This window comes from Methylobacterium aquaticum (assembly GCF_001043915.1).
In the GTDB taxonomy this organism is placed as follows: domain Bacteria; phylum Pseudomonadota; class Alphaproteobacteria; order Rhizobiales; family Beijerinckiaceae; genus Methylobacterium; species Methylobacterium aquaticum.
In genome coordinates this window covers 1-23,503 of record NZ_LABX01000136.1, presented here as the reverse complement: position 1 = coordinate 23,503, position 23,503 = coordinate 1, and the positions used below count along the sequence as shown (strand labels likewise).

The following is a 23,503-nucleotide window of genomic DNA, read 5'->3' as shown; positions in this document are numbered from 1 at the left end:
GACATCGCGCCGTCGCTGCCGGCCGGCATTTCGGCCGACAAGATCCTGTTCCGTCAGGCGGACTTCATCGAGACCGCGATCGGCAATGTCGAGCGGGTCCTGGTCGAGGCGATCGCCGTGGTGGCGCTGGTGCTGTTCGCGTTCCTCCTGAACGTCCGCACCACCCTGATCTCGCTCACCGCCATTCCCGTCTCGATCCTGACGACGGCCCTGGTGTTCCACCTGCTGGGGCTGTCGATCAACACCATGACGCTGGGCGGGCTCGCGATCGCCATCGGCGAGCTGGTCGACGACGCGGTGGTCGATGTCGAGAACATCTTCCGGAGACTTCGCGAGAACCGGGCCGCCGGCAACCCGCGCTCGGTCTTCGAGGTGGTGGTCGCGGCCTCCAACGAGGTGCGGTCGGGCATCGTCTACGCCACGGCGATCATCGTCCTCGTCTTCGTGCCGCTCTTCGCCCTGTCGGGCATCGAGGGGCGGCTCTTCGCGCCGCTCGGCCAGGCCTACATCGTGTCGATCCTGGCGAGCCTCGTGGTCTCGATCACCCTGACGCCGGTCCTCGCCTCCTGGCTGCTGCCCGGGATGAAGAGCCTGGAGGAGCACGAGAGCCGGCTCATCCGGGCGCTCAAACGCGCCAATGCCGCGGCCTTGGCGGTCGGGTTCCGCCACCAGCGCCTTCTCGTCGGCACGGTCCTGGGTCTCGTCGTGGCGGCGGGAATCGCCGCGTCGCAGCTGCCGCGGGCGTTCCTGCCGCCGTTTAACGAGGGCTCGTTCACCGTCACCATGGCCTTCACCCCCGGCATCTCTCTCGCTGAGAGCAGCCGGGTCGGCGCCATCGCCGAGCGGCTGCTGATGGCGATCCCCGAGGTGGCGGCGGTCGGACGGCGCACCGGCCGGGCCGAACTCGACGAGCATGCCGAAGGCGTCCATTCCTCCGACCTCGAAGTGGCGCTCAAGGGCGGCGGCCGGCCGAAGGCGGAGCTGGTGGCGGAGATCCGCCAGCGCCTCGCGGTGCTGCCGGTCTCGGTCAATGTCGGCCAGCCGATCTCGCACAGGCTCGACCATATGCTGTCCGGCGTCCGGGCCGAGATCGCGCTGAAGATCTTCGGCGAGGATCTGGATGCCCTGCGCCGGGCGGCGGCGGGCGTGCAGGAGCGGATGCGGACGATCCCCGGCCTCGCCGATCTCCAGATCGAGAAGCAGACCCGGATCCCGCAGCTCGAGATCCGAGTCGATTACGGGCGGGCGGCGCTCTACGGCGTGCAGCCGGCGGCGGTGGTCGAGCAGATCAGCCGGCTCTCCAACGGGCGCCTCGTCTCGACGGTGGTGGACGGCTATCGCCGCTTCGACGTTGTCCTGCGCCTTCCCGAGGCGCAGCGCACTACCGCGGGTCTCGGTGACCTCCTGATCGAGACGCCGTCCGGCTGGGTGCCGGCGCGCCAGCTCGCCGATATCCGCGAGACCGACGGCCCGAACCAGATCCTGCGCGAGAACGGCCGCCGGCGCCTCGTCGTGATGGCGAACACCGTGCCTGGATCCGACATGGCGGAGATCGTCGCGGCGATCCGCACGGCCGTCGCCGCCGAGCCCCTGCCGCCGGGCGTGTTCGCCAGCCTGGAGGGCACCTTCCAGGCGCAGGAAGAGGCAAGCCGTACCATCGGCGCCCTGTCGCTGGTCTCCCTCGGGCTGATCTTCGCGTTGCTCGCCAGCCGCTACCGCTCGGGCGCGCTGGCGCTGATCATCCTCGGCAGCGTGCCGCTGGCCCTCATCGGCTCGGTGGCGGCTTTGTGGCTCGCCGGACAGCCGCTCTCGGTCGCCTCGATGATCGGGTTCATCACGCTCACCGGCATCGCGGCCCGCAACGGCATCCTCAAGGTCAGCCACACCCTGAACCTCGCCCTTGACGAGGGCGTGCCGTTCGGGCCCGACCTCGTGGTGCGGGCGAGCCTCGAACGGCTGACCCCGGTGCTGATGACGGCACTCTCGGCCGGCGTCGCCCTGGTGCCGTTGCTCACCGACGCGGCGAGCCCCGGCAAGGAGATCCTGCACCCGGTCGCGGTGACGATCTTCGGCGGGCTCGTCAGCGCCACCCTGCTCGACGCGCTGCTGACGCCGGTGCTGATCCTGCGCTTCGGCCGGCGTCCCCTGGAACGCCTGATGGCGGCGCGGGACTCCGCGCCAGGGCGCGCGGCGGCGGGTGCTGCTGCACCGGCCGACCTGTTCTGATCCCCCCTCACCCGGACGAGAGACACGATGATGATCCAGAGAGCCTTCACCATCGGCGCCCTGGCGCTGGCCCTGCCGCTCGGCGCCCATCGCGCCTGCGCCCACGAGGGCACCGGGCACCATGGCGGGCGCATCGCCGACGCGGGGCCCTACCACATCGAGTTGGTGACCAAGGACCGGACCGTCGCGGTCTCGATCTATGACGCCAAGGAGAAGGCCGTCTCCCCGGCCGGCTTCAAGGGCACGGCGATCCTGGTCGTCGGCGGCAAGCCCGCCCGCGTGGTCCTGACCCCCGCCGAGGCGCAGCTCACCGGCGAGGCCGAAATGCCCCTCGGCGCGAACCCCAAGGGCGTGGTGCAGATCACCGGGCCGGACGGCGTGACGGCGAGCGCCAAGTTCCACTGACCGCACGCGACCGGGCCGGCGCTGGCCGGCGCTCCACCGGACCGGCTCCCGACCCGGTGTGCCCTTCCGGGGGAAAGGAGGGACACAGCACTCCCCTCTCCGTCGCGCCGATCTGGCCTACATGGCCAGGCTCTACATCGCCCGGTTCTACATGGCCCGGTTCTACATGGCCCGGTTCTACATGGCCCGTTTCGGGGCGGCTTGCAGGAAATCCTGTAGCGGCTGTTTGTAGAACCGGGCGAAGGCGGTGGTGCCGTGGCCGGTGGTCTCCGGACTGGCCGGGATGAGGAAGAGGCGCCCGGCCTTGAGGCGCCTCATCTCGCGCTCCATGATCCCGGTCTCGGGCGGATTGCGCTCGTCATCCGCGGCGTTGATCGCCAGCACCGGCGCGTCGATCCGCTCCAGGCCCGGCGAGGGATTGTAGCCGCGCGACGCATCCCACTGGTAGATGTAGTCGTTGGCGTCCGCAGGCGGCGGGGCCGCCAGGCGCGCATCCACGAGCGCGTCGGCGAGCGCGCCCGTCGGAGCCTGCTTCTGCAAGGCCAGCGTGCCGCCGCTGGTGGCCAGGGCAAAGAACACGTTGGCGAGCCGCAACGAGGGCGGCTGGGCCGTGTACTGGCCGTCGGCATAGGCCGGGTCGCGCCGGATGGTCTCGATGAGGAGCCGGCGCAGGATCCAGTTGCGGCTGCCCATCTCGCTCGGCTGCGACGCCATCGGGACGAGGGCATCCATGAACCCCGGATGCTTCACCCCCATGATCCAGGTGTGCATGCCGCCCATCGAGTTGCCGATGACGACGCGGACATGCTTGAGGCCGAGATGGTCGGTGAGCAGCCGGTACTGCGCCTCGACCATGTCGTCGTAGTTGTATCGTGGGAATTTCGTCTTCAAGCCATCGGACGGCTTCGACGATCGGCCATGGCCGATCGCGTCCGGAAGGATGATGTAATGCTTGGCCGCATCGAGCGGCTGTCCGGGACCGAACAGCTCGCCGGCGAAACCGGGTGTCAGCATGCTGTCGGCCGAACCGGTCGTGCCATGCAGGACGACCACCGGTTCGCCCTTCGGGTCTCCGACCGTGGCATAGTGCAGGCGCAGCTCCGGCAGGGTTTCGCCGGTGTGGAACCTGAAATCCTTGATCGTCCAGTCACCCCGCCGGGGCGCCGGATACTCGGCGGCGACCGCCGCGAGTGCGATCAAGGACAACGCCGCACCCGCGATTGCGGTGCGCGCCAGATGTCCGATTCGCATGTCGTTTCCTCCGCAGCGTCGGATTATTGTATTAGCGCTGCCGAGCGAGTATCGCGCTGCGGATTGCGGCGGGCAACAGGGGCGGCGATCATGCGCCGGCCCGCGCCGCGGCCTTGGCGCCGCATCACGAGCGAGCCCTGGCGAGGCGGCTCCCGTTTGGGGTCGATCGCGGACGATCCTCTCCGGCGCCTCTCCCTCTCTCGCCTCGTCCCGAGGTGAGAGGATCAACAGGCCGGGTTCTCACCACCTTCTTCACCCGTTTGCGGCAGAGAAAGAGGCTGGGGCGGGCTCTCGCACCACCGCACCAGGCGCGACTGCGGTGCGGAACCCGGAACGCCGGGAGGACGGCATCGGGTTCAGCGCGTGGAGCAGCCGCGACCGGGCCGACCTGGACGGCCTGCCGGTCCGAAATGGCACATTGTGTCCCGCGCGAGCCATCCCGCGAGCGGCGTCGCCGGCACGGCATCGGCGGCCGGCCACCAAGGGCGTCACTCCTGCCGGGACGGTTCCGTCGCCGGCGTATCACGTCGGTTCAGGCCGCCTTCCGCAGCACATGCCCCGACACGAAGCTCTGAATATTATTCACGGTCGAGAAGATTTCGCGGCTGAGCAGATGCTCGGGAAACTCGACCTCGAAATGGTCTTCCAGGTCCATCATCACCTGGACGGCTCCGAACGAGTCGAGACCATTGTCGAACAAGCACTCGTCGTCCGAGAGACGGTCGAGGGTCTGAGCAAGAGTACCGTGGCGGGCCAGAATCATCCGGATTTCCTGCGTGGACGCCATCGCTCGATCGACCTCGTGATTCTCTCTTTTATCATAATCAGACATAGGCCGGAAATCAAATACAATCCGTGCGAGTGGTGAACGACCAAAGACCATTCCTCATTGCCGCCCTGCTTCACCATGAACCGGGCTCGGCATCGATCCTGCGGATACCGGGCAAGTCCCGGCCCGGTTGTCCCGGACGGGACAGATTGGTCGACAAGGACACAGGTGGCGGGCCATGCGCGAGCGCGAAGGGTCGGAACGGTTCGAGGCGTTGGATGCGGGGCGGGGCCTGTGCGCCCTGGCCGTGGCCTTCTTCCACATGCCTCTTGCCCATCCGCTGCAACAGGAGGCGTGGTTTCCGAACCTGCAACTCTGCGTCGATGTCTTCTTCGTGCTGTCCGGCTTCGTACTGCTGCACGCCTATGGCGACCGGCTGGCGACGGGCCGGCAGGTCCTCCGCTTCGTGCTGATGCGCTTCGGCCGGCTCTGGCCGCTCCATGCCGTGACCCTGGGCGTCCTGATCGTGATCGAGGCGGTGCGGCTGGTCTATCTCTCGCACCATGCCGGCACGCCGATCGCGACGCCGCCCTTCGGCGCCGCGCACCGGCCGGTCGAGATCGTGACCCACCTGCTGTTCCTCCAGAACTTCCGCACCTTCGGCGATTACAGCTGGAACTTCCCGTCCTGGAGCATCGCGGTCGAGTTCTGGGCCTCGATCGTGCTCGCCGCGACCGTGCTGGCCGTGGGCCCCCGGGCCCGCCTGGTCTTCGCCGGCTTCGTCCTGCTCGGCGCCGTCGCCCTGTGGTCGCTGAGCCCGCGGACGCTGTTCGTGATCCAGAACTGGGGCATCGTGCGCTGCCTGTTCGACATGTTCCTGGGCTGCCTCGCCTATACAATGCGGGCGCCCTTGCGCCTGCCGCGTCCCGCGGCGACCGCGGCCGAGATCCTGGCGGTCCTCGCCCTGCCGGCCCTCGTGCTGCTCCTGCCGCAGGGGCCGGTCGGCTACGGCGCGAGCCTGGTCTTCGCCGCGGCGATCGCGCTGTTCTCGCACCAGCGGGGGGCCGTCTCGGGGCTCGCCCGCGCCCGCCTGCCCCAGTGCCTCGGCCGGTGGTCGTTCTCGATCTACCTGCTGCACCTGCCGGTGATCCAGGTCTTCACGACGGCGATGCACTACGTGGCGCAGCGCACCGGCCTGCCCCACACGGTGATGCTCGGGCACGACCCCTACCTCGATGTCGGCACGGGCGCCGCCAACCTCGCGGTCGCCGCCGCCCTGGTGGTGGTCACGGTGCCGCTCGCCGCCCTCACCTATCGCGTCATCGAGCGGCCGTCCCTCGCCTGGTTCCGGCGCAACGACGCCCGTCTCGCCGCGATCGACCCCGTCCCGCCGTCGCGGGCGGTGCTGATGCCGCGCTAAAGCGGCCGCCTGTCTCAGTTTGGCATGGCCCAACGGCCGAAACGCCGGGCGGATCGGTAACCGAACCACGACTAAGTTCCGGACCATGCCCTGACGGATCAGGGAGGGTTGAAGAGCGGGTCCCGTCGACGGGCGACGTTCGACAAAGCCCGTCCGTCAGCCGCGTGACGGGTGAGCGGAGGTGACATCCGCATTGCGATCGGTGATCGCAACGGCCCCCGGTGCTGTCGCATCAGGCCGTCGGGTGGTCGAGGCCGAGGCCGGACATCCGGACTCTCGGGCTTGAAGAGAACGCGGGTACGGACCCACGGGTCGTGGTCTTGCGACCGTTGGTATCGATCGGAAGTCACATGAGGCAGGGGCACGAGATGTCGACGGCAGATCCCGCCGTGGCCACGACACGCAGGACCGGCGGCACGCTGGCGGATCTGTGGGGATCGGCGCGCCGACGCGCGGTCTGGATCGTGGCGAGCGCCGGCGTGATGGCGTCCTTGGGCGGACTCTACGCGCTCCGGCAGGTCCCGACCTATCGCGCCACGGTCGAGTTGCTGATCGACCCGCAGGCTCTTCAGATCGTCGGACGCGGCCTGTCGCGCCAGGACGCGCCGGCCCAGCTCGATTTCGCCAATCTCGAGAGCCAGGGGCTGATCCTGCTCTCGGCCAAGCTCCTCGACCCGGTGATCGCGAAGCTCGGCCTCGCCACGGACCCGGTGCTGATCCGGGGGGCACCGCCCGGCGCCGATCCGGCGGTCGTGGCGCTCGAGGCCCTGCGCAAGCGCATCGTGGTGCACCGCGTCGAGAACTCGTTCAACTTCCAGCTCACCGTCGCCTATCCGGACGCCCGGCGCGCGGCCGAGATCGCCAACACGATCGCGGCCCAGTTCTTCGAGGTCGGCGCCAGCGACCGGGTCTCGGCGGTGCGCCGGGCCAACGAGGCGCTGCTGACCCAGGCGGCGGACCTGCGCGCCCAGCTCAACCGGGCCGACGTGGCGGTGGAGCGCTACCGGGCCGAGAAGGGCCTGATCGGCTCCGGCGATGCCGGCCTGCTGGTCTCGCAGCAGCTCAAGGACCTCTACACCCAGATCACCACCGCCGAGACCACCCTCTCCCGGCTCTCGGCCCGGCGCGAGCAGGTCAAGCAGCTCCGCGTGCCGGACGGGCAGGGCCAAGCGGTGCCGGAGGCCGACACCTCGCAGGTGATGGTCTCGTTGCGCACGCAATACGCCCAGACCTCGCAGGAGATCGCCACCCTCTCCCGCAGCCTCGGGCCGAGCCACCCGCAGATGATCGCGCTCACCGCCCAGCGCGCCGCCACCGCGCGGCTGATCACCGCCGAGGCCGACCGCATTCGCCGGACCATCGAGGAGGACCTGCGCCGTGGCGAGGAATCCTTGCGGCAGCTTCGCAGCCGGGCCGAACGGCTGATCCAGAACCAGACCAGCAGCAACCAGGAGGGCATCCGCCTGCGCCAGCTCGAGAGCGAGGCGGAGGCGATCCGGCGCACCTACAACCTCGTCCTCGACCGCACGAAGGACCTGGAGCAGCAGGAATCGATCAACCCGAGCAACTCGCAGATCGTCTCGCGCGCGACCCCGCCGCTCAAGCCCTCGGACACCCCGGTGCCGATCGTGGTGGTGGCCGCGGGCCTGTTCGGCGCCGTGCTGGGGCTGATCCTCGGATTCCTCTACGACGTGTGGCGCGGCAACATCACCACGGTATCGGGCTTCGGCGGCGGCGCACCGATCTGGGCACGCCTGCCGCGGCAGGGCCGCGGCGGCCCCGGTGCCAGCGCCGAAGAGGCGATGGTCACGGCGGCGCGCGAGCTGCGCACCCGGTTCGCCGGCCGCAGCCAGCCGGTGATCGTCACGGTGGCCTCGGACGGTCTCGCGCCCGAACGCCTGCGCGCCGCCGAGATCCTCACCGACCTGCTGATCCGCCTCGGCGAGCCGACACTCCTGGTGCCCGAGCAGGCCCATGCCCGCCTCGGCTTCGGCGACGGGCCCCGCACCGACACGCCGGTCCGCGGCCAGCTCGCCGTGATCGAGCCGCTTCGCGGGAGCGAGCGGATGACCCGTCCCGAGATCGTCGTGGCGGAGCGGGACATGACGCGCGGCGATGGCTGGCTGTCGATTCCCGAGACCTCGGACGCGATCCTGCTCGTCGTCGCCCCCGGCCGCATGACCCGCAGCCGCTTCGAGCGCCTGCTGGAGACCCTCGACGGCGCCGGCCGGTTCCGGGCGCAGGGACTGCTCGGGATCGTGGCGGTCGAGGCGCGGCGGATCTCGCCCCTGCGCCGGCGGGCGCCAGCCCGGCCGGTGGGCCGCCACGTGCAGACGGCGTGACGCCGGCATGAACCCGGCCGCCGCCCGAACCCCTGCCTTCCGGTCCCCCGTCACGGACTGGCGTGCCCCCTATCAGGGGACGGTGGCGTTGGTCCTGCTGATCGGCGCCCTCGTCTTCAATTTCGCGCTCTGCTTCCTCAACACCGCCGGCTTTCCGGTCTCGGGCGGCACCGTCATGGGCGCCGAGGTGGCGATCGTCGCCGTCGCCCTCGGCTTCGCCCTCGACGAGCGGCCCGGACCCTGGCTGATCCTCGCCGGCCTCGTCACCTACGGGCTGCTGCTGCTGGCGCTCCGGGGCTCGACCGACGTCAAGGGCGTGCGCGACTTCCTGATCCCGATCGTGTTCTACAATCTCGGCAGGCGCTCGCCCGACCTGCGCAGCGCCGACCAGGCGGTGCTGGCGAGCGGCGTCATCGTGGTCCTGATGGGCCTGTTCGAGTATTGCTTGTTCGACATCTATCAGCAATACTTCAACATCGTGCGCTACTACGTGGCCCGCGGCAGCATGTCCCCGTCCGAGATCAACGAGCTGACCGGCTCGCTGTTCACCAGCGGGATCCGGCCGGATTCGCGCACGATCCTGCCGTTCCTCGGCCCGCACCGGGTATCGTCGGTCTTCCTCGAACCGGTCTCGGCCGGCAATTTCGGCGCCGTCCTGTTCTCCTGGGCGCTCTACCGCCGCACCATGCGGGGCCGGGCGTGGCTGTTCCTCTGCGCCGCCCTCACCATCATCCTGGCCGATGCGCGCTTCGGCTCGTATGTCTGCGTCGCCATCGCGGGGGCGATGCTGGTGGGCTACCGCCTGCCGCGCCTGCTCTGGTTCGCCCTGCCCTTCACGATCCTGCTGGCGCTGACGGTCTACGGCTTCGAGAGCATGCAGGTGACTTGGCAGAACGACATGGCGGGCCGCCTGCTCTGGGCCGCCCTGCTCATCACGTCGCTGCCGCCGGAAGGCGTCTGGGGCATCCTGCCCGACAAGCTGTTCCTGTCGGATTCGGGCTACGCCTATGCCCTCACGCAGATCGGCGTGGCCGGCGCGCTGGTGGCCTGGGGCCTGTTCATCCTGATGCCGTCCCGCAATCCCGACGGCTGGCGCCTGCGCTGCGCCCTGGCGATCTATCTCTGCCTGCTCCTCGTCATCAGCGACTCGCCGTTCTCCATCAAGACCGCCGCCCTGGTCTGGTTCATGCTCGGAGCGGCGGACGGGTCGGAGCCGGAGGAGACGTGACGGAACCCGTGCCAAGGATCACGGGGCCCATCGCGGGCTGGGGCGGTGACGCCGCCCCGGCCGGCCGCAGGCGTCGTCCCGGCCTCACACGCTCTCCCCGCGCCGCCGCCGCTCGGCATCGTCCCAGGCGGTGAGCGGCTGGTAATCGGGCACGAAGCCGAGGCCCTTGCGGGCATCCGACGACACCGCGACCTGCGAGGTGGTGACGTCGATCAGCGCCGGGGCGTTGGCGAGGGCCCGCGCGATGGCCGGCGCGAGATCCTCGGGCCGCTCGACCCGCTCGCCATGGGCCCCGAGGGCGCGGGCCATCGCGGCATAGTCGGAATCGGCCAGCAGCGTGCCGACGACCCGGCCGCCGTAGTTGAATTCCTGGTCGTAGCGCTCGATGTTCCAGGCGGCGTTGTTCGACACGATGATCACGGGCTTCGCCCCGTGGCGGACGGCCGTGTCGATCTCCATCGCGTTGATGCCGAAGGCGCCGTCGCCGGTGACGCAGATCACCTGCCGGTCCGGATGGGCGAGCGAGGCCGCGGTGGCGTAGGGCACCCCGACGCCGAGGCAGCCGAAGGCGCCGGCATCGAGATAGGTCCGTGCCTCCAGGCCGACCCGGGCGAAGCTCAGGAGGTCGCCGCCATCGGCCACCGCGATGAAGTCGGGGGATGCGACCTGCCGGACGGCGTCGAAGATCGCCGCCGGGTGGACGCGGCCATCCGATCCCGTCTGCGGCACCGTTGCCCCGGTCGAGCGCCGCAGGTGGCGCTCGCGCAGGCCCCCCGCCCACGCCGTGTCGAGGGCGGGAGCCCGGTTGCCGGCGGCGTCCACGATCGCCGCGAGGGCGAGCGCGGGCGTGGCGAGCAGCTCCGGCTCGCCGCGGCGGTTGTCGACGAGTTCACCGGCGGTGTCGGCGAGGCGCACGAAGCGGGCATTCGGGAACACGGCCGGGGAGCCGTAGCCGAGCTGATAATCGAGCTTGCGACCGATCACCAGGACGACATCGGCCTCGGTCATCGCGGCGGCCCGCATGGCGCCCACCGTCGCCGGATGGTCGGCCGGCACCAGGCCGCGGCTCTCCTGGGTGTCGAGGTAGACTGCGCCGAGGGCGTCGAGGAGGCGGATCAGCTCCGGCCCGGCGGTCCTGGCGCCGCGGCCGCTGATCACCAGCGGCCGCTTGGCGCTCCACAGCACGTCCACCGCCTGCGCCACCGCCGCCGGATCGGGCGACAGGAGCCGGGGCGCCTTGGGGCGCATCCAGTCGTCGAGCACCAGGTGCGGCGGCACGTGGGCGCGCAGCACGTCGGTCGGGATCTCGAGATAGACTGGCCCCGGCTCGCCGAGATCGCCCATGGCGCGGGCCACCGCCTCGTCCAGCTCGCGCATCACCTGATCGGCGACGCGGGCGGTGCGCGACTGCCGGGTCACCGGGCGCAGGATGTCGACATGCGGGATGTCCTGGAGCGGGCCGAGATTGGCCTGAGGGCGCGAGGTGCAGCCACCGATCAGCAGCAGCGGGACGCGGGCGAGCGAGGCGTTGGCGATGCCGGTGACGCAATTGGTCACGCCGGGCCCCGCCGTGGCCATGCAGACCCCGAGTTCGCCGGTCAGTTCGGCATGGGCATGGGCCATGTGGACGGCGGCGCCCTCGTCACGCACGTCGACGATGCGGATGCCGAGGCGGGCGCAATGGTCCCAGATCGGCTGGATATGGCCGCCCTGGAGGCCGAACACCCGATCGACGCCGCGTGCCTTCAGGAACTGGGCGATCCAGGCGGCGCAGGATTGCGCGTCGGCGTTGAGATCCTGGACGGTGGCCTGCTGGCTCATGGGGTTGTTCCTCCCGTTGTGTTCATGTCCCCTCCCGCTTGCGGGGAGGGCTGAGGGGTGGGGGGTGCCGCGTGAAACTCAGTGGTGCTTTCCGCGCCACCCCCAATCTCCAGCGCCTCCCCACACGCTTGAGCGATCGCGGGCAAGCCCGAGTTCGCCTGGGGAGGAGAGGCGCCTGTTATTGAGAGCAGATTGTGAATGACCCCTCCCCCCGCACCAGCCGTTCCTTCAGCTTGCGGTGCAGGTTCTTCCCCGTCGCGGTCCGGGGCATCGCCTGGTCCTCCATGAAGGAGACCGTGCGCGGGCGCTTGAAGCCGGCGAGCCGGTCCTTGCACCAGCCGAGGATCTCGGCCTCGGTGGCCGAGGCGCCGTCGCGCAGCACGATGACGGCGTGGACGCGCTCGCCCCAGGTCTCGTCCGGCAGGCCGATCACCGCGACGTCGTGCACCGCCGGATGGCCGCCGAGCAACGCCTCGACCTCGGACGGATAGATGTTCTCGCCGCCGGAGATGATCATGTTGCTCTTGCGGTCGACGAGGTGGATGAATCCGTCGGCGTCGCGCCGGGCCATGTCGCCGACCGTGCAGTATTCCCCGCGGAACGCCTCCCTGGTCTTCTCCGGCAGCTTCCAGTAGCCGTCGAACAGGTAGGGGTTCGAGCAGAACAGCTCGCCGGCCTCGCCGTCCGGTACCTCGTTGCCGGCTTCGTCGAGCAGCCGGATCGGAGCCGAGCCGACGCATTCGCGGCCGACCGAGCCGAGCTTGGTGAACTGCTCGGGCGGATGCAGCATCGTCGCCCAGCCGACCTCGGTGGCGCCGTAGAGTTCGTAGAGTCCGGAATTCGGGAAGAACTCCATCACCGCCCGCTTGGTGTCGGGCCGGGCCGGGGCCGAGGAGATCATCAGGCGGGTGATGCGGGAGAGGTCGTAGCGCGCCTTCGCCTCCTGGCTCAGACCCAGCATCATCGCGTAATGCGTCGGCACCAGGGAGGTGAAGCTGGCCCCGCCTTCCGACAGCGCCCGCACGCAATGCTCCGGGTCGAAGCTCTTGCGGGAATAGACGCTGGTGACGCCGCCGCAATAGCTGAACGCGCCGAAGAAATAGAGCGAGTTGGCGTGGCAGAGCGGCATGACCAGCAAGGCCGAATCGCGCCGGTGGATGCCGAGTTCGATCTCGGTGATCATCGACAGCATGGCGGCGCCGCGATGCGAGCGGATTGCGCCCTTCGGCTTGCCGGTGGTGCCCGAGGTATACATCAGCATCCAGGGATCGGCGGGATCGACCGCGATCCCGGGCTCGTCCTCGCGCGCCGTCCCGATCAGATCCTCGTAGGACGAGAAGCCCGCCGGGCACCGGCTCGCCCCGAACCAGACGACGCGGGCTTCCGGGACCGGCAGGTCGGCGCGGATCTCCTCGACCGTCCCGGCCAGCTCGTCCTGGAGGATCAGCGCCGACACCTCGGCATCCTCCAGGATGTAGCGGACCTCCGGCCCCACCAGCCGGAAGTTGACCGGCACCGCGACGAGGCCGGCCTTCGCCATCGCGGCGTAGATCTCCAGCCACTCGACGCAGTTATAGGCCAGCACCGCGACCCGCTCGCCCTTGCGCAGGCCGAGGCCGAGCAGGCCGTTGGCGAGGCGGCAGGCGCGGGCGTTCCACTGCCGGAACGTCATCGCGCGCTCGAGGTCGCGCGCGCCGATCCGGTCGGGTTGCAGGCGCGCCTGGACGGCGAGCATCTGCCCGGGCGTGAGCACATCCCTCATCGTGGTCGTCCTCGTCTGGTCTTTCTGCGCAGGATGGGGGCGTGGATGGAGTCGGTGATGATCTCGCGCTGTGTCAGCGAGCGATCAGAGTCGAAAATCTCAGCCGATATCCCCGGCATATTTCTGCACCAGCGCCCAGGCTTCCGGTCCGAACTTCTCGCGCCACTGGCCGTAGAACTTCGTCGCCTTCAAAGCTCCCTGGAAGGCGTTCGGGTCGGTGGCGTTGAACACCAGCCCCTTCGCCTCCAGTTCCTTCTGGGTGTCGCGGTTGGCCTGGGCGATGTCGTCGCGCTCCTTCAACGCCGCAGCGTTGAGGTGCTTCTCCATGATCGCGCGCACATCGGCCGGCACGCCGCGCCAGACCCGGCCGCTCGCCATCATCCAGAATCCATCCCAGGCGTGGTTGGTGAGCGAGCAGAATTTCTGCACCTCGTAGAACTTGGCGAAGTTGATCAGCGCCAGCGGATTCTCCTGTCCGTCGGCGATCCTGGTCTGGAGCGCCGAATAGGCTTCGCTCAACGGGATGCTGACCGGGGCGGCGCCGAGCGCCGAGAACATCGAGACCCAGAGCGGCACCACTGGCACGCGGATCTTGAAATTCTTCAGGTCGTCGGGCGTCCGGATCGGCTTGGTGCTGGTGGTGATCTGGCGAAAACCGTTGTCCCAAGTGGTCTCGAACGGAACGAGGTTCGCCTTCTCGATCGCCCGGCGGATATAGCCGCCGACCTCGCCGTCCATGGCGGCCCAGACCTTGTCGTAGCTCGTGAAGGCGAAGCCGATGCCGGTGAGCGAGGTCGCCGGCACCAGGGTCGAGACCACGGTGCCGGGGAAGGTCGCGAGTTCGAGCGCGCCGGAGCGGATCTGGGACAGCATGTCCGAATCGCTCCCCAACTGGTTCGACGGAAACAGGCTGATCTCGACCGCGCCGTTCGTGTCCGTGGCGATCGCGGCGATCGCCTCCTTGAGCCGGACGTTGAGCGGGTGCGGCACCGGCAGGTCGGTGCCGAGCTTGAAGGTCAGCTTGGCGCCTTGCGCCAGGGCCGGCCGGGGGAACCCGATCGCGAACGCGGCGGCGGCACCGATCCCGGAGGCGAGCACATGCCGCCGGTGAAGACCCGTCTGACGGGGATGAGTCATGGCGTTTCTCCCTCGACCGAATTCCGATGCCGTCGATCCGGGAGGCGTCCCGCCGCGGCGATTATTGAATTCAGAATTCGAATTTCGAATTCGGTATTGCACGGGCCGCCGGTTTGCGCAACACGTCGGTGACGAGTTTGTGCGTGAAAGGGGATCCGGCCATGGCCGGCGAGAGCGACGCCCGCAGCCCGACGCGCCACCGGCTCGTCGAGCAGGTCTATGGCGCGATCTTCACCGAAATCACCGAGGGACGGCTGGCGCCGAACACGCGGCTGATCCAGGACGAACTCGCGGATGCCTACGGCGTCTCACGCCAGCCGGTGCAGCAGGCGCTGCTGCTGCTGCGCAACCACGGCATCGTGCGCGACGCGCCGCGGCGCGGGCTGGTGGTGGCGCCGCTCGAGGCGTCGTTCGTGCAGAACCTGTACGAGGTGCGGGGCGTGCTGGAGGGCCTGACGAGCCGGCTCGCCGCCGAGCGCAATCCGGCCAGAGCCCGGCAGGAGGGCCCGCCCCTCGTGGCGGCCGGGCGCGCGGCGGTGCAGACCGGCTCGGTCGCCGCTTTGATCGAGGCCGACATCGCCTTCCACCGCTTCCTCGGCGAGATCGCCGCGAACCCGATCATCGTCGAGACCGCGGCGCCGCATTTCAACCACCTGCGGCGGATCATGGGGGAAGTGTTGCGCGAGGACGAGGCGATGCCGGCCCGGATCTGGGACGAGCACGCGGCGATCCTCGAGGCCATCGCGGCGGGCGAGGCCGAGACTGCCGACCGGCTCTCGCGCCAGCACATCGCCCGGGCGGCAACGGTGTTCGTGGATCGCTTGCGGGCGCAGGAGGATGCGTTTGCCGCGGAGGCCAAGAGCCGCCGGGTGCGGCGGTAATGCGCCGTCGTAAAAACCACTTCCGCTTGTTCTGATCCCGGATCAGGGACAGCCCCTCTCCCGAGTGGGAGAGGGGCCGTGGGATCGGAGATCCTGCGTGACGGTGCTACGGTCCTGGGTCACACCCGAACCGTTGCGCCGGCCGCATGCGATCGGGCCTGAGCCCGTCGCTCAACCGAGGACGCATCCCCGCCCGCTCTCGGCGACTACCGCGGAAACACCCGCGCGGCGCCGACCGCGAGCGCCACCCGGTCCCCCGGCTCGTAGACGTCCGTCACCTTCACCTCGACCGGGGCCTCGGCGCCGTCCAGCAAAATTTCCGCCACGGTGCCGCGCCCGGTGCGGCGCCATTCGCGCACGGTGCCGGGCAGCGTGCCGGGGCCCTGCCCGACCGTGAGGTCCCAGGGCCGCAGGCAGAGATCGACGGCGCCTTGCGGCCAGCCCGGCTCCGCCGCGATGACCGGCCGGCCCGCGACGCGGACCTCCCCGCCCAGAACCTCCGCGGGCAGGCGCGCGGTCTCGCCGACGAAGGACATCACGAAGCGCGACGCCGGGTGATCCTGCACCTCGTGCGGCGCGCCGACCTGCTCGATGCGGCCCTTGTTGAGGATCGCGATCCGGTCGGCGAGTTCGAGCGCCTCGTCCTGGTCGTGGGTGACGAAGATCGTGGTCTGGCCGGTCTCGCGGTGGATCTCGCGCAGCCAGCGGCGAAGGTCCTTGCGGACCTGGGCGTCGAGCGCGCCGAACGGCTCGTCGAGGAGCAGCACCGAGGGCTCGACGGCGAGCGCGCGGGCGAGCGCCACCCGCTGGCGCTGGCCGCCGGAGAGCTGGCCCGGATAGCGCTTCGCAAGGTCGGGCAACTGGACCAGCTCCAGCAGGCGCTCGACCCGGCGGCGGATCTCGTCCTCCCGCGGGCGCTGGGCCCGGGGGCGCGAGCGCAGGCCGTAGGCGATGTTCTCGAACACCGTCAGGTGCCGGAACAGGGCGTAGTGCTGGAACACGAAGCCGACGCCGCGGCGCTGCACCGGGATGTCGGTCGTGTCTTGCGCGCCGAAGAAGACTTTTCCGCCATCCGGGATCTCGAGGCCGGCGATGACGCGCAGCAGCGTCGTCTTGCCGGAGCCCGACGGACCCAGCAAGGCCAGCAGCTCGCCCGGCTCGATCGCGAGGCTGACGCCTTCGAGGGCTGCCGGGCCTGCGCCGCCATAGCGCTTCACGATGCCGTCGACGCGCACGGAGGTGCCGGCATGGCGCAGGCGGTCGGTCGCCACGGCCTCGGCCGGGCGGCTCTGCGCCTCGCGGCGCAGGGACAGGGCGGTGGGAGCGAATCCTGCCGTCATCTCAATGGGCTCCGCGTCCGGCCAGCGCATCCGCGTGGCGCCATTCGAGGAAGGTCTTGCCCGCCAGTGTGACGAGCGCGAGGAGCGCCAGAAGCGAGGCGATCCCGAACGCCGCCACGTAATTGTACTCGTTGTACAGGATCTCGACGTGGAGCGGCATGGTGTTGGTGAGCCCCCGGATGCGGCCCGACACGACCGAGACGGCGCCGAACTCCCCCATCGCCCGGGCGTTGCAGAGCAGCACCCCGTAGAGGAGCGCCCAGCGCACGTTGGGCAGCGTCACGGTGCGGAAGACCCGCCACGGGCTGGCGCCGAGGGTCAACGCCGCCTCCTCGTCGGTGGTGCCCTGGTCCTGCATCAACGGGATCAGCTCGCGCGCCACGAACGGGAAGGTCACGAACACCGTGGCGAGCACGATGCCCGGCACCGCGAAGATGATCTCGATCCCATGGCGTTGCAGGAACGGCCCGAACAGGCCCTGCGCGCCGAAGATCAGGACGTAGATCAGGCCCGCCACCACCGGCGAGACCGAGAACGGCAGGTCGATGAGGGTGATGAGCAGGTTACGGCCGCGGAAGTCGAACTTGGCGATGGCCCAGGAGGCGCACAGGCCGAACACGACGTTGAGCGGAACCGCGATCACCGCGACGAGCAGCGTCAGGCGGATCGCCGCCAGCGCATCCGGCTCCGTGAAGGTGGCGAGATAGGGCCCGACCCCCTTGCTCAGCGCCTCGACGAACACCACCGCCAGCGGCAGCAGCAGAAAGAGGGTGAGGAAGGCGACGGCGGTCAGCGTCAGCGCGAGACGGACCGGGCGCGGCTCGGTCAGCGCCGCGTGCGGTGCGCGGGCGGGGCCGGACCCGCGGGACGCGGGTCCCAGGATGGAGGGGACGGTGGTCTCAGACATGACCGAACCTGCGGCGGCTGACATCCTGCAAGAGGTTGATGGCGAGGAGCGCCATGAAGGACATCAGCAGCATCACGGCGGCGATGGCCGTGGCGCCGGAATAGTTGAACTCCTCCAGCTTGATCACGATCAGCAGCGGGGCGATCTCCGAGACATACGGAAGGTTGCCGGCGACGAAGATCACCGAGCCGTATTCGCCGACGGCGCGCGCGAAGGCCAGCGCGAAGCCGGTGAGCATCGCCGGGACGAGCGGCGGCAGGATCACCGTGACGAGGGCCCGGAAGCGCGAGGCACCCAGGATCGCCGCAGCCTCCTCGCTCGACTTGTCGATTTCGGCGACCAGCGGCTGCACGGTGCGGACGCAGAACGGCAGGCCGACGAAGACGAGCGCCACCAGGATGCCGAGCGGCGTGTAGGCGACCTTGATGCCGAGAGCCATCAACGGCTCGCCGAGCCAGCCGTTCGGCGCGTAGAGGCTGGCGAGCGCGATGCCGGCGACGGCCGTGGGCAGGGCGAAGGGCAGGTCCACCAGCGCGTCGATGATCCGCCGGCCGGGAAACCGGTAGCGGGTCAGCACCCAGGCGATCAGAAGCCCGAACACCGCGTCGATCGCGGCCGCGGCGAGGGATAGGCCGAACGAGGTCTTGAGCGCCGCGAGGTTGCGGGCATCGGTGACCAGCGCCCACAGGCCAGCCGGGCCGACGCTGGCGGCGCGCAGCAGCAGCACCGCCAGCGGCAGCAGGACGAGCAGGGTCAGATAGGTGAGCGTGACCCCGAAGGTCAGGCGAAAGCCCGGCAGCGCGCTCGGTCGCCGGAAGCGGGGCACGGCCCGCCCCGCGGGCAGGGCCGCGGCGTTGCTCATTGGCGGGACTTCAGGATGGCGTCGAACACGCCGCCATCGTCGAAATGGGTTTTCTGAGCCTTGGCCCAGCCGCCGAAGGTGTCGTCGATGGTGACGAGCTTCAGCTTCGGGAAGCGGGCCAGATCCTCCTTGGCCGCCGCCGACTCGTCGCGCGGGCGGTAGAAGTTCTTGGCAATCAGGCGCTGCGCTTCCGGCGTGTAGAGGAATTGCAGGTACGCCTCGGCCTGGCGGCGGGTGCCCTTCTGATCGACATTGGCGTCGATGAGCGCCACCGGCGGCTCGGCCAGGATCGACAGCGACGGCACCACGATGTCGAACTTGCCCTTGCCGAATTCCTCGTCGGCCAGGAACGCCTCGTTCTCCCAGGCGATCAGCACGTCGCCGAGGCCCCGCTGCACGAAGGTCGTGGTGGCGCCGCGCGCGCCGGTATCGAGCACCGGCACGTTCCTGAACAGAGCGGTGACGAACTCCTTCGCCTTGGCGTCGTCGTTGGCGTTCCTGGCGAGCGCGTAGGCATAGGCCGCCAGATAGTTCCAGCGCGCGCCGCCCGAGGTCTTCGGATTGGGGGTGATGACCTGGATCCCCGGCTTCACCAGGTCGTCCCAGTCCTTGATCGCCTTCGGGTTGCCCTTGCGGACCAGGAACACGATGGTCGAGGTGTAGGGTGTCGAGTTGTTCGGCAGCCGCGTCTGCCAGTCGGCCGGCAGCTTCTTCGAGCGGGCCGCGATGGCGTCGATGTCGCTGGCGAGCGCCAGCGTCACCACGTCGGCCGGCAGCCCGTCGATGACCGAGCGGGCCTGGGCGCCGGAGCCGCCATGGGAGGCGCGCACCGTCACGGTCTCGCCGGTCTTGGCCTTCCACTCCTTGGCGAAGGCCGCGTCGATCGCCCGGTACAGCTCACGGGTCGGATCGTAGGAGACGTTCAGCAGCGTCTGCGCCTTGGCCGGGGCGGGCGCCCCGGCGAGTGCCAGGAGCGACGCCCCGGCGGCGAGCGCCAGGGACGAGCCTCGGAACAGGCGCTTCAGCGAGCCCAGCAATCCGCCGCCGGCCGGAGCCGCCTCGACCGTCGCCCCGGTCTTCGGAGCCTCGGTCGTCATGCCGGCCTGCGGGGCGACTTGCGGCGCCTGGACGAGGCCGAGGGCCGCGGTGTCGGTGGTCGCCCGGTCGATCAGGATCAGGCTGCCGGTGTCGCGGTTCTGGCGGTAGGCGTCGACCGCGACCTTGCGGTCGAGACGCAAGGTCACGTCGCCGATATCGTTGGCGCTCAACCGTTCGGCCGGCACGCCCTGCCCGGTCTCGGTGTCGATGCGCGCGCGCACCTCGACCACGGCATTGGCCGTCACCGTGCCCACCTTGGCGAGGTAGGTGGCCCCCGGCGTCAGCTCGGCCTCGTGGGCCCAGAACAGCCGGACCTCGAGCCGGTCGCTGACGATCGGTGCTTGCGCCGCCGCCGCGATGACGCTGCCGCGCGAGGCGTCGACCTCGTCGGCGAGCACCAGGGTCACCGACTGGCCGGCGATGGCCCGATCGAGGTCGCCGTCATAGGTATAGATCCGCGCCACCGTGGACGGCGTGCCGGACGGCGCCACCGCCACCGCGTCGCCGACCGCGACGCTTCCCGAGGCGATCAGCCCCGAGAAGCCGCGGAAGTCGGAATTCGGCCGGTTGACCCACTGCACCGCCATGCGGAACGGAGCGGCCTCCTCCTCGACATGGGCCGGCACCTCTTCGAGGTACTGGAGCAGCGGCGCGCCATCGTACCAGGGCGCGGCGGCGGCGGGCAGCACGACGTTGTCGCCATTCGCCGCCGAGAGCGGAATGCCGGTGACGTCCAGGAAGGCGAGGCCCTTCGCGAACAACTGGAACTCGGCGAGAATCGCCTCGAACCGGTCCTGCGACCAGCCGATCAGGTCCATCTTGTTGACCGCCAGCACGACGCGGCGGATGCCGAGCATCGAGACCAGCAGCGCGTGGCGCCGGGTCTGCGGGCTCAGGCCCTTGCGGGCATCGACGAGCAGCACCGCGACCTCGGCGGTCGAGGCGCCGGTCGCCATGTTGCGGGTGTACTGGACGTGGCCGGGGGTGTCGGCGACGATGAAGGAGCGCCGCTCGGTCGAGAAGAACCGGTAGGCGACATCGATGGTGATGCCCTGCTCGCGCTCGGCCTGGAGGCCGTCGACGAGGAGCGCCAGATCGAGTTCCCCGCCCCGCGTGCCGTGACGGCGCGAGTCGCGCTCCAGCGCGCTGACCTGATCGTCGAAGATCTGCTTGGTGTCGTGCAGCAGCCGCCCGATCAGGGTCGACTTGCCGTCATCGACCGAGCCGCAGGTGATGAACCGCAGCACTTCCTTGCGCTGGTGGGCGGCGAGGAACGCCTCGTAGCCGAAGGCGCGGGTGGATTGGTGCACGGTCATCAGAAGTAGCCTTCCTGCTTCTTGCGCTCCATGGCGCCGGCGCCGTCCTTGTCGATCACGCGGCCCTGGCGCTCGGAGGTGCGGGCGGCCAGCGTCTCGCCGATGATCTCCGGCAGGGTCGCGGCGTCGCTCTCCACCGCCCCGGTCAGGGGGTAGCAGCCCAGCGTCCGGAAGCGGACGCGGCGCATCTGCGGCGTCTCGCCGGGATTGAGCGGCAGGCGCGCGTCGTCGACCATGATGAGCTGCCCGTCGCGCTCCACGACCGGGCGCTCGGCCGCGTAGTAGAGCGGCACGATCGGGATGTTCTCCTGCTCGATGTAGAGCCAGACATCCAGCTCGGTCCAGTTCGACAGCGGAAAGACGCGCAACGACTCGCCGCGCTGCTTGCGCATGTTGTAGAGGTGCCAGGGCTCGGCGCGCTGGCGCTTCGGGTCCCAGCGGTGCTGCGCGGTGCGCAAGGAGACGATGCGCTCCTTGGCCCGCGACGCCTCCTCGTCGCGCCGGGCACCGCCGAAGGCGGCGTCGAACTTGTGCGCGTCGAGGGCCTGGCGCAGGGCCTGGGTCTTCATCACGTCGGTATGGACCTCGGAGCCGTGGCTCACCGGCCCGATGCCGCGGGCAAGCCCGTCCAGGTTGGTGTGGACGAGGAGATCCAGCCCGAGTTCCTTCGCGCGCCGATCGCGGAAGGCGATCATCTCGCGGAACTTCCAGGTGGTGTCGACGTGGAGCAGCGGGAAGGGCAGCCGGCCCGGCGCGAATGCCTTCAGGGCCAGGTGCAGCAGCACCGAGGAATCCTTGCCGATCGAATACAGCATCACCGGGTTCTCGGTCTCGGCGACCGTCTCCCGCATGATGTGGATGCTCTCGGCCTCCAGGCGCTGGAGGTGGGTCAGGCGGTCGAGCCCGTCGGTACGGACTTTCAGGGCGGCGCTCATGCGGCCAGCTCCGGGTTGGATGTTGTCGACGACGTATTGGACGACTGTGCCGGCTCGAAGGCGGCCGGCTCCTGTCCTTGCCGGATCTCGCTGCCAGGAGCGCCGGCGACGTGAAGGCCGCATTCCTGCTTGCCCGCCTGCTCCCACCACCAGCGGCCGGCGCGCTCGGGCTCGCCGACCTTCACCGCGCGGGTGCAGGGCGCGCAGCCGATCGACGGAAAGCCGCGGTCGTGCAGCACGTTGTAGGGCACGTAGTTCCGGTGGATCAGCTCGGCCAGAGCCTCGCGGCTCCAGTCGGCGATCGGATTGAGCTTGACGAGCCCGCGGGCATGGTCGGCCTCGGCGAGCGGCGTCTCGGCGCGGTTGGCCGACTGGCCGGCGCGCAGGCCGGTGAGCCAGCCGGTGGCGCCGGCGAGCGCCCGGCCCAAGGGTTCGACCTTGCGGAAGCCGCAGCACGCCTGCCGGGCTGCCACCGAGTGGCGAAAACCGTTGATGCCCGCCTCGGCGACGAACCGCTCCTCGGCCTCGCGCTCCGGCGCATAGGCGCGGATGCGGATGCCGTAGGCGGCTTCCGTCTCGGCCCAGGTGTCGTAGGTCTCGGGGAAGAGGCGGCCGGTATCGAGGGTGACGATCTCGGCCCGCGACTTCGCCATGCGGAGCGCGTGGGTGAGCGCCTGGTCCTCCAGGCCGAAGCTGGTGGTGAAGACCAGGCGGCCGTCCACCGTCGCGTCGATCAGCGCAAGGCGCTCCGGCAGGGCGAGGGGACGCAGACGCGTCGCCAGATCCTGCGCCGCGCGGTCGAGGGGAAGGGTCATGGAGAGCCCGGGATTGGCTGCTTGTGTGACCGGGTAACTGTTCGCTATACCGAACACTGTCAAGGCATGGCTGGGCTGCGATCCCGGTGATTTTCGTGGCATTCGCGCCCGCGACCCGGGATATTCGGACCCGGCAAACGACTCGGCAGAAAATTCGTTCCCTGCCCGAGGGTCAGTCTTGAAAGAATCTTCTCCAGAATCGGAGCCGCGCAGTGGATGCCATCGATTTGAAGATCCTGGCCCTGCTCCAGAACGACGCCACCCTGTCGATCGCCCAGATCGGGGAGCGCGTCGGCCTGTCGCAGACCCCGTGCTGGAAGCGCATCCAGCGCCTCGAAGCCGACGGGGTCATCGACCGTCGGGTGGCGGTGCTGGATCCGGTGAAATTGGGACTAGGGTTAACGGTTTTCGTCTCGATCGAGACCAGCGACCATTCCCGCGAGTGGCTGGAGCGCTTCGCCACCACCGTCTCGGCCATGCCCGAGGTGCTGGAATTCTACCGCATGGCCGGCGACGTGGATTACATGCTGCGCGTCGTGGTGGCCGACATGCAGGCCTACGACGCCTTCTACAAGCGCCTGATCGCGGTACTGCCCCTGAAGAACGTCACCTCGCGCTTCGCCATGGAGAAGGTGAAGAGCACCACGGCGTTGCCGCTCCCGACGGCCCCGTTCGTCCAGCCCGTCGCGGCGGCGGGGAAATAATCTTCTCCCGAGCGCCGCCACGGCGATACCAATGATCTCCCGCAAGTGCGTTCTTCAAAAAGAACATTTCGGTTGACTCCGGCGCGCCGCGGGCACATCTGTGCGGGCATGTCTCGCTCCGCGCTTCTTCCCCGCACGGCTCCCTTCGGCGACGCCGAGCGGGCCCATCTCGACGCCGCTCTCGGCTCCACCACCGCCCTCCAGCGGGCATGGCTGGCAGGCTTCCTCGCCGGCCTCGACGCCGCCTCCGGTGCGGCACCGTCCGCCGAGGCGCCCGCCCCGGC

At 69.8% G+C, this 23,503-nt stretch carries 18 protein-coding genes and 1 pseudogene; 7 read left to right on the top strand and 12 right to left on the bottom strand.

Annotated features, from left to right (window positions below; genetic code table 11):
- Together VP06_RS17640 and VP06_RS17635 are read left to right on the top strand one after the other, a co-directional pair.
- The coding region (locus tag VP06_RS17640; protein WP_048465093.1) for an efflux RND transporter permease subunit at positions 1-2,226 on the top strand (2,226 nt) is incomplete at its 5' end.
- Positions 2,227-2,253: 27 nt separating this feature from the next.
- Positions 2,254-2,631, top strand: coding sequence for a hypothetical protein (locus tag VP06_RS17635; protein WP_048465092.1), 378 nt, complete (start codon positions 2,254-2,256; stop codon positions 2,629-2,631).
- A 177-nt stretch (positions 2,632-2,808) separates the two neighbouring features.
- On the opposite strand, the gene VP06_RS17630 is transcribed toward VP06_RS17635, so the two are convergent.
- Both VP06_RS17630 and VP06_RS17625 read right to left on the bottom strand, forming a co-directional pair.
- Entirely contained in the window at positions 2,809-3,882 is a 1,074-nt protein-coding gene (locus tag VP06_RS17630) for an alpha/beta fold hydrolase (RefSeq protein WP_048465091.1), read from the bottom strand.
- A 532-nt stretch (positions 3,883-4,414) separates the two neighbouring features.
- Positions 4,415-4,669, bottom strand: coding sequence for an acyl carrier protein (locus VP06_RS17625; RefSeq protein WP_048465090.1), 255 nt, complete (start codon positions 4,667-4,669; stop codon positions 4,415-4,417).
- A gap of 220 nt (positions 4,670-4,889) precedes the next feature.
- Between VP06_RS17625 and VP06_RS17620 the strand changes: the two genes are divergently transcribed.
- From VP06_RS17620 to VP06_RS17610, 3 genes are all read left to right on the top strand, one after another.
- Positions 4,890-6,071, top strand: a complete 1,182-nt coding sequence (locus tag VP06_RS17620; protein ID WP_048465089.1) for an acyltransferase family protein — start codon at positions 4,890-4,892, stop codon at positions 6,069-6,071.
- Positions 6,072-6,460: 389 nt separating this feature from the next.
- The gene (locus VP06_RS17615) at positions 6,461-8,413 is read left to right on the top strand and encodes a GumC family protein (RefSeq protein WP_197093230.1); all 1,953 of its coding nucleotides are present in this window, start codon (positions 6,461-6,463) and stop codon (positions 8,411-8,413) included.
- Between the two features lie 7 nt (positions 8,414-8,420).
- Positions 8,421-9,641: a hypothetical protein gene (locus VP06_RS17610; protein ID WP_048465087.1), complete on the top strand. Its 1,221-nt coding sequence runs from the start codon at positions 8,421-8,423 to the stop codon at positions 9,639-9,641.
- An 84-nt stretch (positions 9,642-9,725) separates the two neighbouring features.
- Here VP06_RS17610 and VP06_RS17605 read toward each other — a convergent pair whose 3' ends face one another.
- The 3 genes from VP06_RS17605 to VP06_RS17595 all read right to left on the bottom strand — a co-directional run bounded on the left by VP06_RS17605 (position 9,726) and on the right by VP06_RS17595 (position 14,361).
- Positions 9,726-11,462 (bottom strand): thiamine pyrophosphate-binding protein, encoded by a 1,737-nt coding sequence (locus VP06_RS17605; RefSeq protein WP_048465086.1) that lies wholly within the window; start codon positions 11,460-11,462, stop codon positions 9,726-9,728.
- 178 nt (positions 11,463-11,640) lie between these two features.
- On the bottom strand, positions 11,641-13,224 hold the full coding sequence (locus VP06_RS17600; RefSeq protein ID WP_048465085.1) for a class I adenylate-forming enzyme family protein: 1,584 nt from the start codon (positions 13,222-13,224) through the stop codon (positions 11,641-11,643).
- A 99-nt stretch (positions 13,225-13,323) separates the two neighbouring features.
- A complete protein-coding gene (locus VP06_RS17595; RefSeq protein WP_048465084.1) occupies positions 13,324-14,361 on the bottom strand; it encodes a TRAP transporter substrate-binding protein in 1,038 nt (345 codons plus the stop codon).
- Positions 14,362-14,522: 161 nt separating this feature from the next.
- Between VP06_RS17595 and VP06_RS17590 the strand changes: the two genes are divergently transcribed.
- A complete protein-coding gene (locus VP06_RS17590; protein ID WP_048465083.1) occupies positions 14,523-15,242 on the top strand; it encodes a GntR family transcriptional regulator in 720 nt (239 codons plus the stop codon).
- Between the two features lie 206 nt (positions 15,243-15,448).
- On the opposite strand, the gene VP06_RS17585 is transcribed toward VP06_RS17590, so the two are convergent.
- The 7 genes and pseudogenes from VP06_RS17585 to VP06_RS17560 all read right to left on the bottom strand — a co-directional run bounded on the left by VP06_RS17585 (position 15,449) and on the right by VP06_RS17560 (position 22,515).
- Complete coding sequence (locus VP06_RS17585) at positions 15,449-16,582, bottom strand: sulfate/molybdate ABC transporter ATP-binding protein (RefSeq protein WP_048465082.1); 1,134 nt, start codon at positions 16,580-16,582, stop codon at positions 15,449-15,451.
- A 1-nt stretch (position 16,583) separates the two neighbouring features.
- Positions 16,584-17,489, bottom strand: a complete 906-nt coding sequence (gene cysW, locus VP06_RS17580) for a sulfate ABC transporter permease subunit CysW (protein ID WP_197093229.1) — start codon at positions 17,487-17,489, stop codon at positions 16,584-16,586.
- Complete coding sequence (cysT, locus tag VP06_RS17575; RefSeq protein ID WP_048465081.1) at positions 17,482-18,351, bottom strand: sulfate ABC transporter permease subunit CysT; 870 nt, start codon at positions 18,349-18,351, stop codon at positions 17,482-17,484. The genes cysW and cysT overlap by 8 nt, the downstream gene beginning before the upstream one ends.
- A complete protein-coding gene (locus VP06_RS38165) occupies positions 18,348-19,448 on the bottom strand; it encodes a sulfate ABC transporter substrate-binding protein (RefSeq protein WP_425350926.1) in 1,101 nt (366 codons plus the stop codon). Before VP06_RS38165 ends, cysT begins: the two co-directional genes overlap by 4 nt.
- A 20-nt stretch (positions 19,449-19,468) precedes the next feature.
- Positions 19,469-20,765, bottom strand: a pseudogene (gene cysN, locus VP06_RS38160) (sulfate adenylyltransferase subunit CysN); the annotation flags it as partial.
- Positions 20,765-21,700 (bottom strand): sulfate adenylyltransferase subunit CysD, encoded by a 936-nt coding sequence (gene cysD / locus VP06_RS17565; protein ID WP_048465079.1) that lies wholly within the window; start codon positions 21,698-21,700, stop codon positions 20,765-20,767. The pseudogene cysN and the gene cysD, both read right to left, overlap by 1 nt.
- Positions 21,697-22,515, bottom strand: coding sequence for a phosphoadenylyl-sulfate reductase (locus VP06_RS17560; RefSeq protein ID WP_048465078.1), 819 nt, complete (start codon positions 22,513-22,515; stop codon positions 21,697-21,699). The genes cysD and VP06_RS17560 overlap by 4 nt, the downstream gene beginning before the upstream one ends.
- A gap of 212 nt (positions 22,516-22,727) precedes the next feature.
- On the opposite strand from VP06_RS17560, the gene VP06_RS17555 reads away from it, so the two are divergent.
- The gene (locus VP06_RS17555) at positions 22,728-23,219 is read left to right on the top strand and encodes an Lrp/AsnC family transcriptional regulator (protein ID WP_048465077.1); all 492 of its coding nucleotides are present in this window, start codon (positions 22,728-22,730) and stop codon (positions 23,217-23,219) included.
- Positions 23,220-23,503 lie beyond the last annotated feature (284 nt).